General features: G+C 37.3%; 20 protein-coding genes. 12 read left to right on the forward strand and 8 right to left on the reverse strand.

Translation table 11 applies throughout. From position 1 onward, the window contains the following. Positions 1 to 150 precede the first annotated feature (150 nt). Positions 151 to 462, forward strand: coding sequence for a TM2 domain-containing protein (locus HMPREF2937_RS12895; RefSeq protein WP_070864756.1), 312 nt, complete (start codon positions 151 to 153; stop codon positions 460 to 462). Positions 463 to 596: 134 nt separating this feature from the next. Here HMPREF2937_RS12895 and HMPREF2937_RS12900 read toward each other — a convergent pair whose 3' ends face one another. Further along, complete coding sequence (locus tag HMPREF2937_RS12900) at positions 597 to 947, reverse strand: MerR family transcriptional regulator (protein ID WP_070864757.1); 351 nt, start codon at positions 945 to 947, stop codon at positions 597 to 599. 71 nt (positions 948 to 1,018) lie between these two features. Between HMPREF2937_RS12900 and HMPREF2937_RS12905 the strand changes: the two genes are divergently transcribed. Then, entirely contained in the window at positions 1,019 to 1,639 is a 621-nt protein-coding gene (locus HMPREF2937_RS12905) for a nitroreductase family protein (protein ID WP_070625539.1), read from the forward strand. Between the two features lie 472 nt (positions 1,640 to 2,111). Here HMPREF2937_RS12905 and HMPREF2937_RS12910 read toward each other — a convergent pair whose 3' ends face one another. Further along, the gene (locus HMPREF2937_RS12910; protein WP_070864758.1) at positions 2,112 to 2,660 is read right to left on the reverse strand and encodes a TetR/AcrR family transcriptional regulator; all 549 of its coding nucleotides are present in this window, start codon (positions 2,658 to 2,660) and stop codon (positions 2,112 to 2,114) included. Positions 2,661 to 2,814: 154 nt separating this feature from the next. Here HMPREF2937_RS12910 and HMPREF2937_RS12915 point away from each other — a divergent pair, with 154 nt between their 5' ends. The 7 genes from HMPREF2937_RS12915 to HMPREF2937_RS12945 all read left to right on the forward strand — a co-directional run bounded on the left by HMPREF2937_RS12915 (position 2,815) and on the right by HMPREF2937_RS12945 (position 10,264). After that, on the forward strand, positions 2,815 to 3,837 hold the full coding sequence (locus HMPREF2937_RS12915) for a zinc-binding dehydrogenase (protein WP_070864759.1): 1,023 nt from the start codon (positions 2,815 to 2,817) through the stop codon (positions 3,835 to 3,837). Between the two features lie 115 nt (positions 3,838 to 3,952). Continuing rightward, positions 3,953 to 4,759, forward strand: coding sequence for a metallophosphoesterase (locus HMPREF2937_RS12920; RefSeq protein WP_070864760.1), 807 nt, complete (start codon positions 3,953 to 3,955; stop codon positions 4,757 to 4,759). 14 nt (positions 4,760 to 4,773) lie between these two features. Next, complete coding sequence (locus HMPREF2937_RS12925; RefSeq protein ID WP_070864761.1) at positions 4,774 to 5,115, forward strand: hypothetical protein; 342 nt, start codon at positions 4,774 to 4,776, stop codon at positions 5,113 to 5,115. Between the two features lie 373 nt (positions 5,116 to 5,488). After that, positions 5,489 to 6,610, forward strand: coding sequence for a M23 family metallopeptidase (locus HMPREF2937_RS12930; protein ID WP_002480205.1), 1,122 nt, complete (start codon positions 5,489 to 5,491; stop codon positions 6,608 to 6,610). Between the two features lie 212 nt (positions 6,611 to 6,822). Beyond that, the gene (locus tag HMPREF2937_RS12935) at positions 6,823 to 8,130 is read left to right on the forward strand and encodes a CitMHS family transporter (RefSeq protein WP_070864762.1); all 1,308 of its coding nucleotides are present in this window, start codon (positions 6,823 to 6,825) and stop codon (positions 8,128 to 8,130) included. A 180-nt stretch (positions 8,131 to 8,310) separates the two neighbouring features. Continuing rightward, positions 8,311 to 9,438, forward strand: a complete 1,128-nt coding sequence (locus tag HMPREF2937_RS12940; RefSeq protein ID WP_023014812.1) for a zinc-dependent alcohol dehydrogenase family protein — start codon at positions 8,311 to 8,313, stop codon at positions 9,436 to 9,438. A gap of 166 nt (positions 9,439 to 9,604) precedes the next feature. After that, on the forward strand, positions 9,605 to 10,264 hold the full coding sequence (locus HMPREF2937_RS12945) for a hypothetical protein (protein ID WP_070864763.1): 660 nt from the start codon (positions 9,605 to 9,607) through the stop codon (positions 10,262 to 10,264). Between the two features lie 329 nt (positions 10,265 to 10,593). On the opposite strand, the gene HMPREF2937_RS12950 is transcribed toward HMPREF2937_RS12945, so the two are convergent. From HMPREF2937_RS12950 to cstR, 6 genes are all read right to left on the reverse strand, one after another. Further along, entirely contained in the window at positions 10,594 to 11,073 is a 480-nt protein-coding gene (locus HMPREF2937_RS12950; protein ID WP_070864764.1) for a thioesterase family protein, read from the reverse strand. A 4-nt stretch (positions 11,074 to 11,077) separates the two neighbouring features. Continuing rightward, a complete protein-coding gene (locus tag HMPREF2937_RS12955; protein WP_002480199.1) occupies positions 11,078 to 12,046 on the reverse strand; it encodes a 3-hydroxyacyl-CoA dehydrogenase NAD-binding domain-containing protein in 969 nt (322 codons plus the stop codon). A gap of 1 nt (position 12,047) precedes the next feature. Next, positions 12,048 to 12,935 carry a beta-keto acid cleavage family enzyme gene (locus HMPREF2937_RS12960; RefSeq protein WP_023014809.1) on the reverse strand — a complete coding sequence of 296 codons (888 nt, stop codon included), beginning with the start codon at positions 12,933 to 12,935 and terminating at the stop codon, positions 12,048 to 12,050. Between the two features lie 154 nt (positions 12,936 to 13,089). Further along, positions 13,090 to 13,620 (reverse strand): TetR/AcrR family transcriptional regulator, encoded by a 531-nt coding sequence (locus tag HMPREF2937_RS12965; protein WP_023014808.1) that lies wholly within the window; start codon positions 13,618 to 13,620, stop codon positions 13,090 to 13,092. A gap of 197 nt (positions 13,621 to 13,817) precedes the next feature. Then, a complete protein-coding gene (locus tag HMPREF2937_RS12970; protein ID WP_060803817.1) occupies positions 13,818 to 14,573 on the reverse strand; it encodes a sulfite exporter TauE/SafE family protein in 756 nt (251 codons plus the stop codon). Next, entirely contained in the window at positions 14,573 to 14,833 is a 261-nt protein-coding gene (gene cstR, locus HMPREF2937_RS12975; protein WP_070864765.1) for a persulfide-sensing transcriptional repressor CstR, read from the reverse strand. The genes HMPREF2937_RS12970 and cstR overlap by 1 nt, the downstream gene beginning before the upstream one ends. 150 nt (positions 14,834 to 14,983) lie before the next feature. On the opposite strand from cstR, the gene HMPREF2937_RS12980 reads away from it, so the two are divergent. From HMPREF2937_RS12980 to HMPREF2937_RS12990, 3 genes are all read left to right on the forward strand, one after another. Next, the gene (locus tag HMPREF2937_RS12980; RefSeq protein ID WP_070864766.1) at positions 14,984 to 16,039 is read left to right on the forward strand and encodes a DsrE/DsrF/DrsH-like family protein; all 1,056 of its coding nucleotides are present in this window, start codon (positions 14,984 to 14,986) and stop codon (positions 16,037 to 16,039) included. Positions 16,040 to 16,076: 37 nt separating this feature from the next. Then, positions 16,077 to 17,414, forward strand: a complete 1,338-nt coding sequence (gene cstB / locus HMPREF2937_RS12985) for a persulfide dioxygenase-sulfurtransferase CstB (RefSeq protein WP_070864767.1) — start codon at positions 16,077 to 16,079, stop codon at positions 17,412 to 17,414. Positions 17,415 to 17,548: 134 nt separating this feature from the next. After that, positions 17,549 to 18,103: a TetR/AcrR family transcriptional regulator gene (locus HMPREF2937_RS12990; RefSeq protein ID WP_023014806.1), complete on the forward strand. Its 555-nt coding sequence runs from the start codon at positions 17,549 to 17,551 to the stop codon at positions 18,101 to 18,103. The last annotated feature ends 19 nt before the right edge of the window (positions 18,104 to 18,122 follow it).

Raw genomic sequence — 18,122 nt, forward strand, 5'->3', positions numbered from 1 at the left:
GTTTAATAAAATGAAGATTTAAAAGTTATTATTTTGGAAAAACAAAAAAGATTGCATTACTGGACAATAATTGACCACCTAGATGTGTATAGTAAGATTTATTAAGTTTTTATTAGGATTGATTGAAGTATACAGAAAGGTGGAACATTGATGAATTTACAAGAAAAAAGTTTTATTGAATCACAAATCGCAAGCAAAGCAAAACAACCTGCGATTGCTTATGTATTATGGTTTTTCTTTGGAAGCTTAGGAGGTCACCGTTTCTATTTCGGTAAAACGGGATCAGCTATTGGGATGATTGCATTAACATTATTAACAGCTTGGTTTACATTTGGTATTCCAACGTTGATTTGGGTGATTGTGGATGCGTTCTTAATTCCAGGTTGGGTTGAAGCAGATAAAACAAGAGTAAGAAGAGAAGCAGAGAACGAAATACAATTGATGCAAGGTAACCATTCATAAGTTATCTTTTATGGACAAGACAGCTACATAAAAGAAAAAAATAGAGTCAGTAGACGAATACCCCCTTACACACGATAGAGTGAGGGGGTATTTTTATATAAGTATGCTTGAAGAAAGATTCCATACTTGAATAACTAAATTGTTTTCTTAGTGCGATGTAATTTTTCTTCAATGACATCAATACGCATTTCGATAATATCTTTTTCTGCTTTAAGTACTTTAAGGTGTGCTTCTAAAACATCTGAAATCTGTGCTTTATTCTCGTTAAGTTGTTCAACGTAATACTTAATTTTCTTGAGTGGCATATTGAGTAAACTTAAGCATTGAATTAAGCTGATAATTTCTATGTCTGTTTCAGAATATACACGTTGATTATTTGCATTTCTTTCAATATTCATCAATAAACCATGCTTTTCATAATAACGCAATTTACTCTTAGAGATATGTTTCATCTCAGAAACTTCTTGAATGGAATACTTTTTCAAACAAATCACTTCCCTTAAACCATAGTTTAACCTGTAGTCTATTGTATAGAAAATATATATGAGGTGAAAGTATGGAAAACTTTACTGATATTCTAAATAGTAGAAAGTCTGTAAAAGGGTTCGATCCGGAGTTTAAAATTTCAAAAGAAGAAATGAATGAGATATTGGAAAAAGCTGCGACAGCGCCTTCTTCAGTGAATATGCAGCCATGGAGAGTTGCTGTGGTTGAAAGTGATGAAGCTAAAGCGAAATTAAGACCACTCGTTCAATTCAATACGAACCAGAACGACACATCCTCTGCGATGCTCGTTATCTTTGGCGACTTGCAATGCTATGAGAATGCAGAATATATCTATGATAGTGCAGTTGAAAAAGGTATGATGCCACAAGAAGTCAGAGACCAAATCCTGCCACTCGCAAAGAACGGTTATAAAAGTTTAACGCGAGAACAAATGAGTGACATTGTAAAAATCGATAGTAGTTTAATGGCTATGCAATTGATGTTAATTGCGAAACAACATGGTTATGATACGAATCCGATTGGTGGATTTGAAGCAGATCAAATTGGTGAAGTCCTAGGCTATCCATTAGAACGTTATGTACCTGTTATGATTATCGCAATCGGTAAACAAGCTAAAGCACCACGTGATTCATTTAGAATGCCAAATGAAAAATTTGTTGAGTTCCAATAAGAAGTATAAGCTGTCAGTGTAAAAACTGGCAGTTTTTTTTATTATGTATAATCTATATAAAAGGAAGCGGATCAACCATTGGTCGATCCATTGCTTCCCATCATGCTATGTTCGTAAGACATGATGAACAGTTGCAACGAAGACATCTTTTGAATAAAAGTGCCTTTTATTGCCTCTGGGAGAGAAAGGCTTGATAACACCATCCTCTATCCACTCTTCGAGCAGACCTTGAGGATAGCCAGCCTCCACCAATTCGTCTTCGTCAGTAATAAGTTGATCCCAAGCGAAATTAATATCCTCAAGATCTACTGCACTATCAGAAGCTTCAAATACCCTTTCTGCATCGATATAAGTATGGATTATAGGGCTTAGCGGAAGAGGCCTGTTTGCACAAATCTCTCCAATATACGGATACCCATTTTTATTATTATTAATTTGAAAATAACCTTTTCATTTAAAATTCTACTTATAATTATATTGTTTTAGTTTTGAAATAAGGTTTGACTAGTGTGGCTATTTCTTCAACTTTAGTTGTATAATTCTCATCATTTTTAGTAACTGATTCAATAACAATACCTAGAACTGCACTCGTTAAGAAAACTAAGATAGTTTGAACTGAGATGTTGTGCATTTGTAAGTAAGCATGATTAAGTTTAGGCTCTACTAGTTCAGTAATGACAGAACCTAGTCGTGTAAGAAATAGATTAGAGACTGGACTTTTATAAAGTTTTATAAAAACAACCTTATTTTTATGAATAAAGTTAAAGCCATTCAGTATGCCTTGTTTGAAGTTTTCAGGCGTACTTTCTGAAGCGGCTTGGCGCATTGCTTGGGTATAGTCATTCATAATTTCATCTATCACTTCAAATTTGTCTGAAAAATGATTGTAGAATGTACGTCTACTAATACTTGTTTGTTCACAAATCATAGTTACAGTGATGGTTTCAAAGGAGTGTGTATCTAAGAGGTCTAATAAAGTAGATTTAATTTGTTCCATTGTATACTTTGTTCTTTTATCCATGTTTATCCTCTTTCTGCACAAATTGTATATAAGTGTGCAGAACTTTTGAGTAAAGTTCTGCTTTAGAATTCATTCCCTCATATAACCAGTCTATAGTTGAGATTACAAGTTTTCATTATAACGTAATTTCAAAAGAAAAAGAGAGGAATTCATAATGAAAGCAGCCGTTTGGTATGGCGAAAAAGATATTAGAGTTGAAGAGAGACAATTAAAAGAACTGAGCAGTGATGATGTCAAAGTGAAAGTGGCTTGGGCAGGTATTTGCGGTTCAGACTTGCACGCATATTTGCATCCAGACTCAGTACCGATGGAGAGAGGAACTGTGCTTGGACATGAATTTTCAGGTGTAGTAGAAGAAGTAGGTTCAGATGTTACAGAGCTTAAAAAAGGCGATCGTGTTTGTATTTATCCAATGATGTTCGAAAATCAAGAGAATGCATTATATGAACGCTTTGTTACTTTAGATGCGGTTGGTGCACAGATTGATGGAGGATTTGCTGAATATACAATCATTCCGCAGAATTCTGTATTCAAAGTACCAGAAGAGTTATCATTAGAACGAGCAGCATTGGTAGAGCCGGCATCTGTTGCGTATCAAGCTGTTAAAGATGCTGGAATTGAAGAAGGGGATATTGTGACTGTCTATGGTGCTGGGCCAATCGGTCTGTTCTCTATTGCGGCCGCAAAAGCACAAGGCGCAAAGCAAGTAATCGCAATTGATATTGCTGAAGAACGTTTGAAAATAGCTGAAGCAATGGGTGCAGATACAACGATTGATTCTACAAAAACAAATCCAGTAGAGACCATTAGAAAAATGTATCCAGAAGGTGCAGATGTAAGTATAGAAGCAGCCGGTGTGGCAGATACATTTACACAATCTATTCAATCTACACGTGTAAGAGGCACAGTCATGATTGTAAGTTTCCACACGCAAAGTTTAGAATTCAATGTACCGCAAAACTTATTGTTTACGGGTGTAAATATTATGGGTTCTGTTGGATATGGTAATGACACATACAATCAAGTTATGAATGAATTATCTTCCGGTGCATTAGCGTCAGAACCTATCATTACTAGTAAAATCACTTTAGACCATATTAAAGAAGATGGTTTTGAAAAATTGATTCAAGATAAGTCGCAAGAAAAAATCTTAATCCAACTCAATACGATAGACTAAGTTCCTATTTATATAGTAGTAAGTTCAAAGGAGGATGAGCATGTAATGCTTGTGCTCCTTTTTAATTAGTCTAAAATAATACATAAACGTTCAATAAAGAGGAAGGATCAAACAAATGAAAATAGGAGTCATTTCAGATTTACATATCGATCGCCCTTCTGATTATACTGAAGCAGAATATACAGAACATTTATCGCAGCTTGTTAAACAAGAACAATTAGATTTGTTAGTGATTGCTGGAGATATTTCGAATGATCATCAACAATCGTATATCTTCATCCAACAAATGGAAGTATTAACAGGTATAGATGTACGTTTTATTCCGGGCAATCATGATTATTGGTCAACAGATGGTACGTCTACACAAGTGATTCATGATTTCTTTATGAGTAAGCCGGAACAATTGATGGGCAATCCTTACATTATTAATGATGAATGGGCAATTGTCGGAAATAGTGGTTGGTATGACTATAGTTACGCAAATCCTAAATATAGCCTTGATTATTTAGAACGCAGACGCTTTAAAGGTGCAACGTGGCAAGATAAAGTCCATGTTGATTGGGGAATGCCAGATAGAGAAGTGTCTCGTAAAGCTGCTGAACTGGCAGAAGCGGATATGAAAAAAGTTCAAGGTAGAAATATTATTTTGATTACACATGTGGTGACGGACCCTAGTTTTAAAGTACCAATGCCGCATCGTATTTTTGATTACTTCAACGCATTTATCGGAACTTCTGACTTTATGAAGTTATATCAAGACTATCCCATACGCTATAGTTTGATGGGACATGTTCATTTCAGAGGAAGTATCACAAAGGATAATATCCATTATAGTTGTGTTTCATTAGGCTACTTCAGAGAGTGGCGGACAAAAGATATTGATAAAGAAATACGTCATGCATTACAGGTGATAGAAATATAAAGGAGATTATCATCATGAATGAACTGTTCGGTTTCATATGGAACATTTTAAAAATCATAGTTTTTGGTGTTTATTTTATAGTAGCAGTTGGAGCGATGCTGAAGTTGTATCTGAAATTGATAGATTTTTATAAGACGCATTTAAGTCGAGTGTTTCTTGGAAGAGAAAATAGTGATAGTACAAGATGGTTGGTTTTAATTATTTCTATTACTTTAGCGTTTCTTTCCTTTATCTTAATGACATATATTATTGCGAAAGTTATAGGTAATGGCGTACTTTTCCTATTCTTTTTAGCTGGTTTGTATTTTATATTTCGATATTATCAACAAAGTAAAGAAAACAATAAGAGTATGTAGTTAGTGTGATGGAGGATGGAAGAGAAGCGGTTTTGAAATTGAAAATGTAAGGCAAACCCAGGGGTTATAAGGCTTTTGCGCACAAGAATCATTATTAAAATATCCGGAAATCAAGGGTTTCAAACATTTCAATTTAGTAATAAAGAGATAACAAAGGAAAAGAAGAACGACGTTTTAACCCCGTCTTCACAGTACTTACAAGGTAGTAATATTTCAGTAACTATATTACATGCAAAATACATTTGTTTACAAAACAATTATACGCCTTTATTTAGTGTACTTCCCGTGTTACCTTTAGTCTTGTAATTTTGATTGAGAGAAAAACGAAAAACGTATTAACGAATCAATAAAATTTTTAAGGACGGGAGTTTACATGATGAATAAATTAGTAACAGCTACTATTGTAGGTTTGGGAGTTTCTTCAGTAGGATTTATCAGTCACCACGCAGACGCAGCTGAAAATAACCAAGTTGCACCGCAACAAACACAACAAGCACAACAGACAGCAGATCAGACTAAAGGTTATTCATATGGATCATACTTCACGAAAGATACACAAGGTAATTACCACCACACATTAGATGGCAATTGGGACCAATCAATGTTTGATAATAAAGAATATCAATTCACTATCGTAGATGAAGCAGGGGCAACACACTATTTCTATTTCCCACAAAGTTTATTAAACCCTAGCTACCAATACGATGACAATAACTATTCAGCAAATGCATCAAATTCAGATGTTCAAGCAAATGGTTATGACGTAAATGAAGCACCATCAGCAGAAGATATCGCAAACAATCCAAACAAAGCTTCAGAAAATAACGCAACTTATAACAACAATACATCAAACGCACAATACGAAAACACATATAACCAATCACAAGATAATACAACATATGCACCTGCACAAAACGCTACATCTGATGCAGGTACAGCACAAAATGTTGAAGCTACACAAGCACCAGCACCACAAACAACACAAGCTAATGCTGCAGCTCAAGGACAACAAGGCGGCGGCTCAACACAAGGTTCTGACCAAGCAGCACAAACATCTGGTGACAGTGCACCTTCTAACCAAGCAGACGGTGCAACAGCACAAGATGCAGGTTGGTTAACTAAACATCCTAAGATCCAACCATATGGTCAATATCACGGTGGCGGCGCTCACTATGGTGTAGACTATGGTATGCCTGAAAACACACCTGTTTACTCATTAACAGACGGCACAGTAACACAAGCTGGTTGGAGTAACTATGGTGGCGGTAACCAAGTTACAATCCAAGAGAAAAACAGCAATAACTATCAATGGTATATGCACATGAACAGCTTAAATGTACAACAAGGACAAGATGTTAGCGCTGGTGACCAAATCGGTCTATCAGGTAGCACTGGTAACTCAACTGCACCACACTTACACTTCCAACGCATGCAAGGTGGCGTAGGTAACCAATACAGTGTGAACCCAGACAGCTACATCAACAGCAGAGCATAATTATTAACTTATAGTTCGATATCATTAATCATATTTTATAACCTTTTCACGTTATCTCTGAAGCTTATTCGGAGATAACGTTTTTTATTTGTTTTAAATAAAAATACCCGACTTTAATGATTAGAATATTCAAAATACTATATGTTGTGGTAAACTATATATAATTGTAAGCGTTTGCTGACAGTTAAATTACAAACAAAAGGGGACACATCATGAATTTAGCATTATTAGGTTTTGTAATGATCATTGTCTTTATGGCTCTGATTATGAGTAGAAAAATGTCAGCGCTGGTAGCACTTATCGTGGTACCAGTAGTATTCGGATTAATCGGGGGATTTTACTCTAGTTTAGGAAAGGATATCATTGCGGGAATTACGACTGTTGCACCAACTGGAATTATGTTGGTTTTCGCGATTCTCTATTTTGGGGTTATGATTGATGCTGGATTATTCAATCCAATTATCAGTGTGATTATGAAAGGGGTTAAGGGAGACCCTGTAAAGATTACAATTGGAACAGTCGCCTTAGCATCTATTGTTGCGTTAGATGGAGACGGTACTACTACATTTATTATTACTGTTACAGCGATGTTGCCGTTGTATAAGAAAATGGGTATGAATCCATATATTTTATCAACGCTTGCGCTATTAGTTATCGGTGTGATGAATATGACGCCGTGGGGTGGACCGACAGCACGTGCTATTTCAGCACTTCAGTTAACAACGGAGGAAGTATTCACACCTGTTATTCCAGTGATGGTTGCAGGGATTCTCTTTGCGTTTGTGGCTGCTTATATCTTGGGGAAAAGAGAGCGCAAACGTATCGGTATTAAGAACCATTTATCACTCACTTTAGAAGAAATGCATATTTCAAATGATAAAGGCGAAGATGAACTTGCGTTATTAAGACCGAAATTAACGATTATTAACGCTGCTTTGACTATTACCTTATTAGTGGCATTGATTACAGATTTCTTACCGATTCCTGTACTCTTTATGCTTGGCTTTGCGTTAGCGTTAATTATTAACTATCCGCAACTTAAAGTACAATCCAATCTGATTAAACGCCACGCAGGAAACGTACTTGCGGTAGTGAGTTTAGTTTTTGCGTCAGGTGTATTTACGGGAGTTATGAGTGGGACGAAAATGGTAGACCATATGGCAAGTGCTTTAGTACATATTGTGCCAGATGCGATGGGGAATCATTTTGCATTGATCACTGCCGTGCTCAGTATGCCGTTCACTTACTTTATGGCGAATGATCCATTCTATTATGGTATCTTGCCTATTCTTGCAGAATCTGCACAACAATTCGGTGTTTCTAAAGCAATGATGGCGAGAGCGTCTATCTTAGGACAACCAGTTCATGTCTTAAGTCCTTTGTATGCGGCAGGTTACTTGCTTGTAGGTATGCTTGGTATAGATTATGGAACGAACCAAAAGGTTGTTTTAAAATGGGCAATCGGTTCTTCGGTATGCATGATTATTGTGGCAGGTATTATTGGGGTTATCGCATTCTAATGAAAAAGTGTATGCATGATTAATTGTTAAATTAATAATAGCTTCAGTCGTGACTAGTTTAAGTTCCGATTGAAGCTTTTTTTATTTGATAAATGCATAACTACAGGGAGTATAAGGAGATGTTAAGTATAAAAAATGTACTAAGGGGGTAGAGAGAAATAGAAAGAGGGGATGTTAGTTATGAAAACAAGAGCAGCGGTATTATATGAAATGGGAAGTGAGCAGCCTTATAGTCAATCGCAACCACTGAAAGTTGAAGAACTTGAACTAGACGAACCTCGTGCACACGAAGTACTTATAAAAATTCATGCTGCGGGTCTATGTCATTCGGATTTATCAGTGATTAATGGCAGTCGCCCTAGACCTATGCCAATGGCGTTGGGACATGAAGCTGCTGGAGAAGTTATACAAACTGGCAGTGATGTGCTTGGCTTCGAAAAAGGAGACCATGTCGTTTGCGTCTTCATACCAAGTTGCGGACATTGTATCCCGTGTCGTGAAGGAAGACCAGCATTGTGTGAGAACGGTGCAGAATCGAATGAAAAAGGTGAAATGTTAGAGGGTGGTATTCGTTTATCTAACAACCAAGGTGAAGTTCACCATCACTTAGGGGTTTCAGGCTTCGCAGAATACGCAGTTGTCTCTGAAAACTCAATCGTCAAAATAGACAAAGAGATTCCGTTTGAACGTGCGGCAGTCTTTGGTTGTGCAGTAATTACAGGAATAGGTGCTGTTATGAACACAGCGCAAATCAGACCAGGCAGTAACGTCGCGATTGTTGGACTCGGTGGTATTGGTTTAAATGCTATTATTGGAGCTAGACTTGCAGGCGCTAATGAGATTATTGCTTTGGATATTAATGAAAACAAATTTGATATTGCTAAAGAATTAGGCGCGACAGCAGTATTTAATTCTAAAGATGAAGATATAGTAGATAAAATAAAATCATATGTGGATGGCGGTGTAGAATATGCATTTGAAACAGCAGGAGTCACACCAGCAATGGAAACTGCATACGCTATTACTAAACGTGGAGGCACAACTGTTACGACAGGATTGCCAGATCCAAGTCAACAATTCGCCTTTCCACAAGTAACGCTAGCTGCTGAAGAAAGAACAATTAAAGGATCTTATGTTGGCAGTTGTGTTCCAGATAGAGATATACCACGTTTTACTAATCTTTATCAAAAAGGACGTTTAAATATCGATCCATTAATAAGTAAAACATTAACTTTAGATGAGATTAATGAAGGATTTGACGAACTCGCAAATGGTGATGCGGGACGTATCATTATTAAAATGAACTAGTCATCGTATTATGTTTTACGTGAAACTTTGAAGTACTTCAGGGTAACTGAGGTACTTTTTTAGTTTTCTTTAACAACTTTACAGTTTCTTAAAACGTTTTATGTAGAAAATTATCAAAGTTTTAAATATAATTGAATTGTGAAAAAGATTTATCGGAGGAAGGAATATGGGGAAATACTGTACAACATGTAAAAATGCGTTACAGTCTAGTGAAGCTTTTTGTACTCAATGTGGTACACCAAGTCAATTTTCTCGTTCGGAGGTCATACATCAACAAAAAGATCATGACAGAATTAAAACTTTCGTTTGGTGTAGTGTACTCGTATTAGTATTCTTAGCTCTGGTCGCTGGACTATTCTATGGTGTGTTGGCATTTTGGTCGAATCAAGTTGGTAAAGCACAACCTAGAGCGTCACATTTACCACCTACGCATAAAGTAGAGATTGATGTGAACTCACCAATGTTCAGTCAAGGTTATATGCATGCGCCTAATACAGAGGGGTATGAAGGTTTTGAAATAGGGGAAACCAAAAGTGCGATAGAGAGAGAATATGGTCGTGCAGAAGGTGCTAAAACAATTGATGGCAAGAAAGCTGAATTATATGGCAATATCGGTGTCAGTTATAATTCAAACAATCAAGTCAGTCATGTGTTTGTAGTACCTGGAAAAATGACAAAAGATGACTTCACAGATTTTCATAATGGGCCTGATGAAATTTCAAATGGCAATTGGTATTACGATACAGATAAAGCCAACGGCTTTTCAATCAAAGTCTATACTTCAAAACATGATATAGAAGCCATTGAAAACATCATGCAGAGATAGATTCAAAACAGTAGAAGTACGAAATAGTACATAAGATAAAGCGCCTGAACAAAAAGTTCGTGGCGCTTTTTTAGCATTAAAGGTCAGACTGACGTTTGTCTGAAGTAAGAGATACGGACGTCTTATAAACCTCGATTTATCTCGATTTGTAAGTATGTATCTTTAAAAGGGCAGTACTAATTTTTTGAATGATGGTTTGAATGATAAAAGCAATAATAAGATACAAAAAGTTCCACTTACCTTATCGCAAGTGGAACTTTTTGTATCTATATGAAACCCATTTGGGTGTTATGCAAATTGTGATATTAATCGATTCATTAGTATTGTGCTTATTTTTTACGTTTGATACCGATTTGACGACCAAGTTCTTTAGGTTGGTCTAATCCTTCTTTATCTACTAGTTCAGCATCTTGTTCAATATTTTGTGCGATATCTTCAGGGAAGGGTGCTGGACGACCTGAGTCTGTATCAATACCCATCAACATGACTTCGTATGTGGCGCACACATCTTGTGCTTGGTCATACAGTGTCATGAATGCATGAAGACGTTTCGCATCATGATCGACAAGTTGTACAGTCACCGTCAAATCTTCATCTTTGTTAACTTCTTTTTGATACGTTTCATGATTTTCTAAAGTGAAGACTGTGTAATGACGGCGCTCGATTTCAGCTTCGCTTAAACCTAAGTAAGCGAGATATTCATCTGTCGCATTACTGAAAACACGGTTGTATTCTGCATCGTTCATATGGTTATTATGATCGAGCCATTTGTCTTTTACTGTCACTTGATACGTAAAGAGTTGTGTCATGAATTTATACCCCCTGTGATTGAGGTTGACGTTTCTTCATACCTGGTGTTTCAGTTGGCCAATATTCTTGCGCAAGTTTTTTCACTTTCACTAAGAATTCATTACGTTTTTGGTCAAGTTCTGACATTGTGTAACCTTGTGAACTTGTTTCGCATCCTTCTACAACTGCGTTGTATAAATCAGTTGTTAATTCTGGCGCAACTAATTTAGTCCAAGGTTTCTTAAGTGCTGGACCGAATTGTTTCAACATGTGACGCATACCTCCATTACCACCAGCTAAGTGGAATGTCATGAATGGACCATATTGTGCGTAACGTAAGCCTGCTGCGTGAGTGAAGGCTTTATCTACTTCTTCAGTAGTTGCGATACCTTCATTAACGATGTGTAATGATTCACGCCATAAAGCTTCCATAAGACGGTCCGCAATGTGTCCTTCTATTTCGTTACGGACATGTAAGACGTCCATACCGATACCTTCATAAAGTTCTTCAGCTTTTACAACTGTGTCTTCTGCAGTTTCTTTACCTGGTACAATTTCAACTAACGGTAAGATATAAACAGGATGGAAAGGATGTGCTACAACTAAACGCTCTGGATGTTTTAATCCTTCTTGCAGTTCAGTTGGCATAATACCTGAAGTACTTGAACCGATAATTGCATCAGGGCGTGCGTAAGTGTCGATTTCTTTTAAGACACTTGCTTTGATTTCTTCAACTTCTGGTACATTTTCTTGAATCAAGTCTGCATCTTTCACTGCTTCATCTAAGTGTGGTGTGAAAGTCAGATTATCTAAAGATGCACCTTCTGCTAATCCCATTTCTTCAGCGTATGGCCAATTTTGTTTGATTTGTGCCATCATTGCTTCTTGTGCGCCTTCACCTGGGTCAGTTGCGATCACTTCGTGACCATGCGCAAGCATGCGAGTGATCCAGCCACTGCCGATAACGCCTGTTCCTACTACTGCAAATTTCATTTTAATTGTCTCCTTTTGGCTGAGTTAAATTGTATTTTTCACGCGCTTCTTGCGGTGTCATAGGTTCCATATCTAAACCTTTTAAGATTTCTACTGCTTTTTCTACTAGTTCTTCGTTTGTCGCTTTAACACCTTTTGATAAATAGATGTTATCTTCTAAGCCGACACGTACGTTGCCGCCGCGTTTCGCAGCTTCTTCTACTGTTGGCAACTGCATTTTACCGATACCGAACGCTGACCAATGAGCATTTTCTGGTAAACGTGTTTTGAAGTATTCAATCGTTTCTGCATCATTGTCTGCACCCCATGGAATACCTAGGCAGAATTGATACATTGGTTCGCCTTCGATTAAACCTTCAGAAACTAATTGGTTCGCAAAACGGATATGACCGCTATCGAAACATTCTAATTCAGGTTTTACACCTGCATCTTTGATTAATTGTGCTTGACGGCGTAACCAATCTGTCGGGCTGATATAAACCATATCTCCGAAGTTGACACTACCGCAGTCTAGTGTACAAATTTCTGGTAATAATTCTCCAACTGGCTCATGACGTTCATCTGGTGTTTGGATATCTGAACCTTCTCCGGCTTGGTAAGGGTTCTGCATATCTGGGATGAAGTCGCCACCGCCGCCTGCAGTAATATTAATCACAATATCTTCATCTGCTTCACGGATTAAACGTACTGCTTCTCTATATAATTCAACATCATGGCTTACGCCACCTGTTTCTGGATCTCTTGCATGAATATGTGCCACTGTTGCGCCTGCACGTGCACATTTAATTGCGGCATCCGCAATCTCTTCAGGTGTTACGGGTACATGTTTATTTTTTTCTGTTGTGTCGCCAGCGCCTGTAATTGCTGCTGTTAACATTACTTTTTTCATGGACTATTTATCCCTCCGAGTTTCAGTTATTTTTTTTCAACGGTTGTTAGTGTACCAACTGGACGGTTTTATTTCAACCCCTTTGTTTAAGAAAAATAAAAAAAGAGAGTCTCTTTTTTGTAAGAGCCTCTCATGACAAGGGTTGTACCTCTATTTATTTACTGCTTAATTCTTTTAAGCGATCTAAGACAGCTTCTCGCATGTCTTCGTCGATAGATGTTAAACCGAAAATTTCAGATAGCCATAAGCCATCTACAGCTAAACGATAAATCGTCGCATCCACTGCGTCTAAACCATCCGATTCAATATGGTTTTGCCAATCTTGGTAGGTTTCTTGTAGGGGACCGAGTAAATTACGATCATTACCTTGTGCTGCTAGAATGGCAGAAGTCACAGCTTTGTTTTCTTTACGATGTTCACGTGTTGCCTCAATAAAGGCATGGAGCCATTTACTTTCTTTTTCGTTATCAATATAATGATTAACATTTTCTTTATAAAGTTCATTCGCATGGTCCACTAGACCTTGAATTAAGGCTTGTTTGGTATTGAAATGATAGAGGAGTCCGCCTTTACTCACTTCTGCACGTTGTGCTACGGCATCAAGTGTTAAGGCACTGACACCTTGTTCATTCACAATATCGGCTGCTGCTCGTAATAACATCTCTCGCTTTTGATTCTTAGCCATTATTTCACCACTTTCTATATAGTTAGGTAGTTTTAACGCTTCACTATTAATTTTAGCGTAAAACTTCACAGAAACAAGTTTAACCCTGAGTTATTGCTTTAAATAGGGGGTTACACCTATATGGACGCTTATTTTATACCCTGATACCTATATGTATAAATAAAAAACCAAGCTCTATATCAGAACTTGGCATCTATTTAAAAGATTAATTGAATGACTGCGATGATTATTAATATACTGATAATCCATTTTTGAACGACACTTGGTAATTTCTTACCAATCATTAAACCAATTGGTGCGAAGATAATACTACCAATGACTAAAGGAATCGCATCTGCGATAGGAATAAAGCCTTGGAAGAGTTTAATCACAAAGGAACCGATAGATGAGATAAATGCGATTACGATGCTGTTTGCGACGACGGTATTCATCGGTAATTTAAAGAATACGAGCAAGACTGGAATAATCATGAACGAGCCACCTGCACCAACAATACCAGAAATGGCCCCGATACCAATGCCGAATAAGATGAGTAACATACGGTTTAAGTGTGGTGTGCCTTCTTGCGGTTTCACTTTAATGAATAATAACACCAACGCAAGAATTGCGACCACGATATAAACAATATTTACTGCAGTCGTACTGAACCATTGTGTAAAGAAAGCACCGACTGTACTCCCAATTAGTGTGCTGGCACCCATGTACAGTACGAGTTTTAATGAGAATTCTGGATTGCTTTTCGCTTTAATCGAACCGCTGAGTGTACTGAAGAATACTTGGCTGGATGCGAGTCCTGAAGCGAGATAAGGTGTGTAAGTGTGAAGACCTAAAAGGCTCGGAATGATAAGAATAGCGGGATAGATAATAATTGCGCCACCTATACCGACCATTCCAGAAATTAAACCGCCAAATACCCCGATAAGGAGCATCGTAATTAAAGTCACGATATCCATTATTTACTTTTCACAAGCAAGTTGATTGCTTCTTCAATTAAGGCTTGTGAATCTTCGTTATTATCTTCTGCTGCTTTAACGCATTCTACTAAATTTTCGCTGACAATCACTGCCATTAAGCGTTGTAATGCGCTTTTAGAAGAACTTAATTGTGTAATAACATCCTTACAATCTTTATCTTCTTCCATCATTTTCACGACGCCATTCAATTGTCCTTGTAAACGTTTAATACGATTAATCATTTTTTGATTATAATTCATTCATAATACCCCCATACTAAGACTGAGTAGTTTTATTGTAGTTGGAAAAAGAATTTTTGTCAAATACCCCATAGGGCATTTGACATTTATCCTGAAAGGCTTTAAGATACCCCTATAGGTATTTTTGAAAGGGAGGCAACACGGGAGTATATGAAAACACAACACATTAATGAATTCAGTAATCAAGATTTTGAACGTTTAGCAAAAGATGGACAATTAATCGATGTCAGAACACCTGAAGAATACGCAGACGGGCACATTAAAGGTGCGGAATTATATCCAGTCGATCAAATAGAACAGTTCGATAAGAAGAAAGATAAAACGTACTATATTTATTGTAGAAGCGGTAAACGCAGTCTAAAAGCTGCAGAGTATCTAGACAAACAAGGTTATGACGTTGTAAATCTAGATGGCGGTTATGTGGCTTATAGTGAAGGTGACGATAATACAGAAGTTAAAGAAAGTACAGAAACGAAAGTAAAAGATAACCGCAAACAATTAAACTACAGTGGCTTACAATGTCCTGGTCCTATCATGAACTTAAGCCAAGAAATGAAACAACTTAAACCAGGTGATCAAGTTGAAGCAACAGTTACTGACCCAGGTTTCTACAGTGACATTCAAAGCTGGGTGAAACAAACAGGCAATACCCTAGTACGTATTAACCAAGATGACGAAAAAGTCACAGCAATTATTCAAAAAGAAGAACCAAAAGCAATGGAAGTTTCACATTCCGCAAACGGTACAACAATCGTGTTATTCAGCGGAGAACTTGATAAAGCATTAGCTGCGTTGATTATCGCAAATGGTGCGAAAGCAGCAGGTCGTGACGTTTCAATCTTCTTCACATTCTGGGGATTAAATGCGTTGAAGAAAGAAAATCCAGCGAACGTGAAGAAAAAAGGTATCGCAAAAATGTTCGATATGATGTTGCCGAAAACACCAGTGAAAATGCCGTTATCTAAAATGAATATGTTCGGCTTAGGCAACTTAATGATGCGTTATGTCATGAAAAAGAAAAATGTGGATTCTCTTCCAGCATTGTTAGATAAAGCAATCGAACAAGATATTAAATTGATTGCGTGCACAATGAGCATGGATGTCATGGGCATTGAAAAAGAAGAATTACGTGACGAAGTGTCATACGGCGGTGTAGGCAGCTATATCGGTAACACACAAAATGCAAGCCATAACTTATTTATCTAAAGAGAGACAAAACACAAATAAGTAAAGGAGTTTTAGAATGTTTTTCAAACAATTTTATGATAATAAATTATCACAAGCCTCTTATTTAATAGGATGTCAACGTACAGGTGAAGCAATGATTATCGATCCAGTACGTGACTTATCTAAATATATTGAAGTCGCAGATGATGAAGGCTTCACAATTACTAAAGCAGCTGAAACACACATTCACGCTGACTTCGCATCTGGTATACGTGATGCAGCTGAACGCTTAAACGCACAAGTGTATGTCTCAGCTGAAGGCGGAGAACAATTCGGCTACAAAAATATGCCTGAAAACACAACATTTGTGAAAGGCCATGATCATATTGATGTAGGTAACATTGATATTGAAGTGTTATTTACACCAGGTCATACACCAGAAAGTATCAGTTTCTTACTCACTGATAAAGGCGGCGGCTCTTCAGTACCGATGGGTCTCTTTACTGGTGACTTCATCTTCGTAGGCGATATCGGTCGTCCAGACCTATTAGAAAAAGCAGCACAAGTTGAAGGCACAACTGAAAAAGGTGCGAAACAAATGTATGATTCTATTCAATCAGTGAGTGAATTACCAGACTATATCCAAATCTGGCCCGGTCATGGTGCAGGCAGTCCTTGTGGTAAATCACTAGGTGCTGTTCCAACATCTACACTCGGTTATGAACGTGTAAATAACTGGGCATTCAATGTGAATGATAAAGAAGCATTCGTGAAACAGCTCACTTCAGAACAACCTGATCCACCGCATCATTTCGGTCATATGAAATATATCAACCAAATGGGAACAGACTTATATACACCATATGATGTATATCCAAGTCTAGATTCAGACCGTCTCGCATTCGATGTACGTTCACGCTCAGCGTATCATGGTGGTCATGAATACGGCACAATCAATATTCCATTCGATAAAGGTTTCATTAACCAAATCGGTTGGTATCTTGACTACGATAAAGACATCGATTTAATCGGTGACCGCGACTTAGTACAACAAGCGGCTTACCAACTTCAATTAATCGGTTATGACCGTGTCGCAGGTTACCGTTTACCGAAATATGATGTTATGACACCTTCTGTACACAGTGCAGACATGACAGGTAAAGAAGAAAATGTATTAGACGTACGTACAAATGATGAATGGGATGCAGGTCACCTTGACCAAGCGAAACACATCAAACACGGTAAATTACTAGATGCTGATGTTCCATTTGATAAAGACGCACCGATCTATGTACACTGCCAATCAGGTGTACGTAGTTCAATCGCAGTCGGTATCTTAGAAAATAAAGGATTCACAAATGTGATCAACGTAAGAGAAGGTTACCAAGCAATTCCAGATTCTCTTAAAAAATAAGTAATCATTAAATAGGTAAAATCTAGTCTAACCGAGCACTCGTTTAAGGGTGTTCGGTTTTTTCGTTGTTTTGACAGAGATAAAAGAGACTTGTAAGATAGATTAAAGTAAATAATGAAGAAAGAGTGAAGATTATGTCTCAAAAACGCAACGATTTATTAGCAGTCGCAGAACAATTGTTTTATGAATATGGATTCAACGGTGTCGGATTGAAACAGATTATTCAAGAAGCGAACGTTGCGACAATGACATTGTATAATCACTTTGATTCAAAAGAGAAGTTAGTAGAAGCGGTTTTAAAACAACGTGAAGCGCGCTATTGGGAATATTTAGATGAGTATACAAAAACTAAACAAGTACAACCTCTAACCTGTATTGTGAAAGCTCATTGTAAGTGGCTGAAAGATTATTCTTATAAAGGTGATATGTTCTTAAGAGCGATTGAAGATTACGCTGAAAGTAATCAAGACATTGTTTCTATTGCTAGAGGACATAAACAACGTTTATTAGATTATTTAGAGCACCTCACTGCAGAACAAGGATTAGAAGATCAAGAAGCATTAGCTATTCAATATGCATTACTATTAGAAGGCACAACTTCTATGACCGCATTAGTCGGTGTGGATAAAGCAACAGATCACGCATTACGTATTGCGGAGATGTATTTAAGGGAAGCAGCATACAAATAGAATTTAAAAAGATAAGACT

The sequence above is a fragment of the Staphylococcus sp. HMSC061G12 genome, assembly GCF_001838465.1.
In the GTDB taxonomy this organism is placed as follows: Bacteria; Bacillota; Bacilli; order Staphylococcales; family Staphylococcaceae; genus Staphylococcus; species Staphylococcus simulans.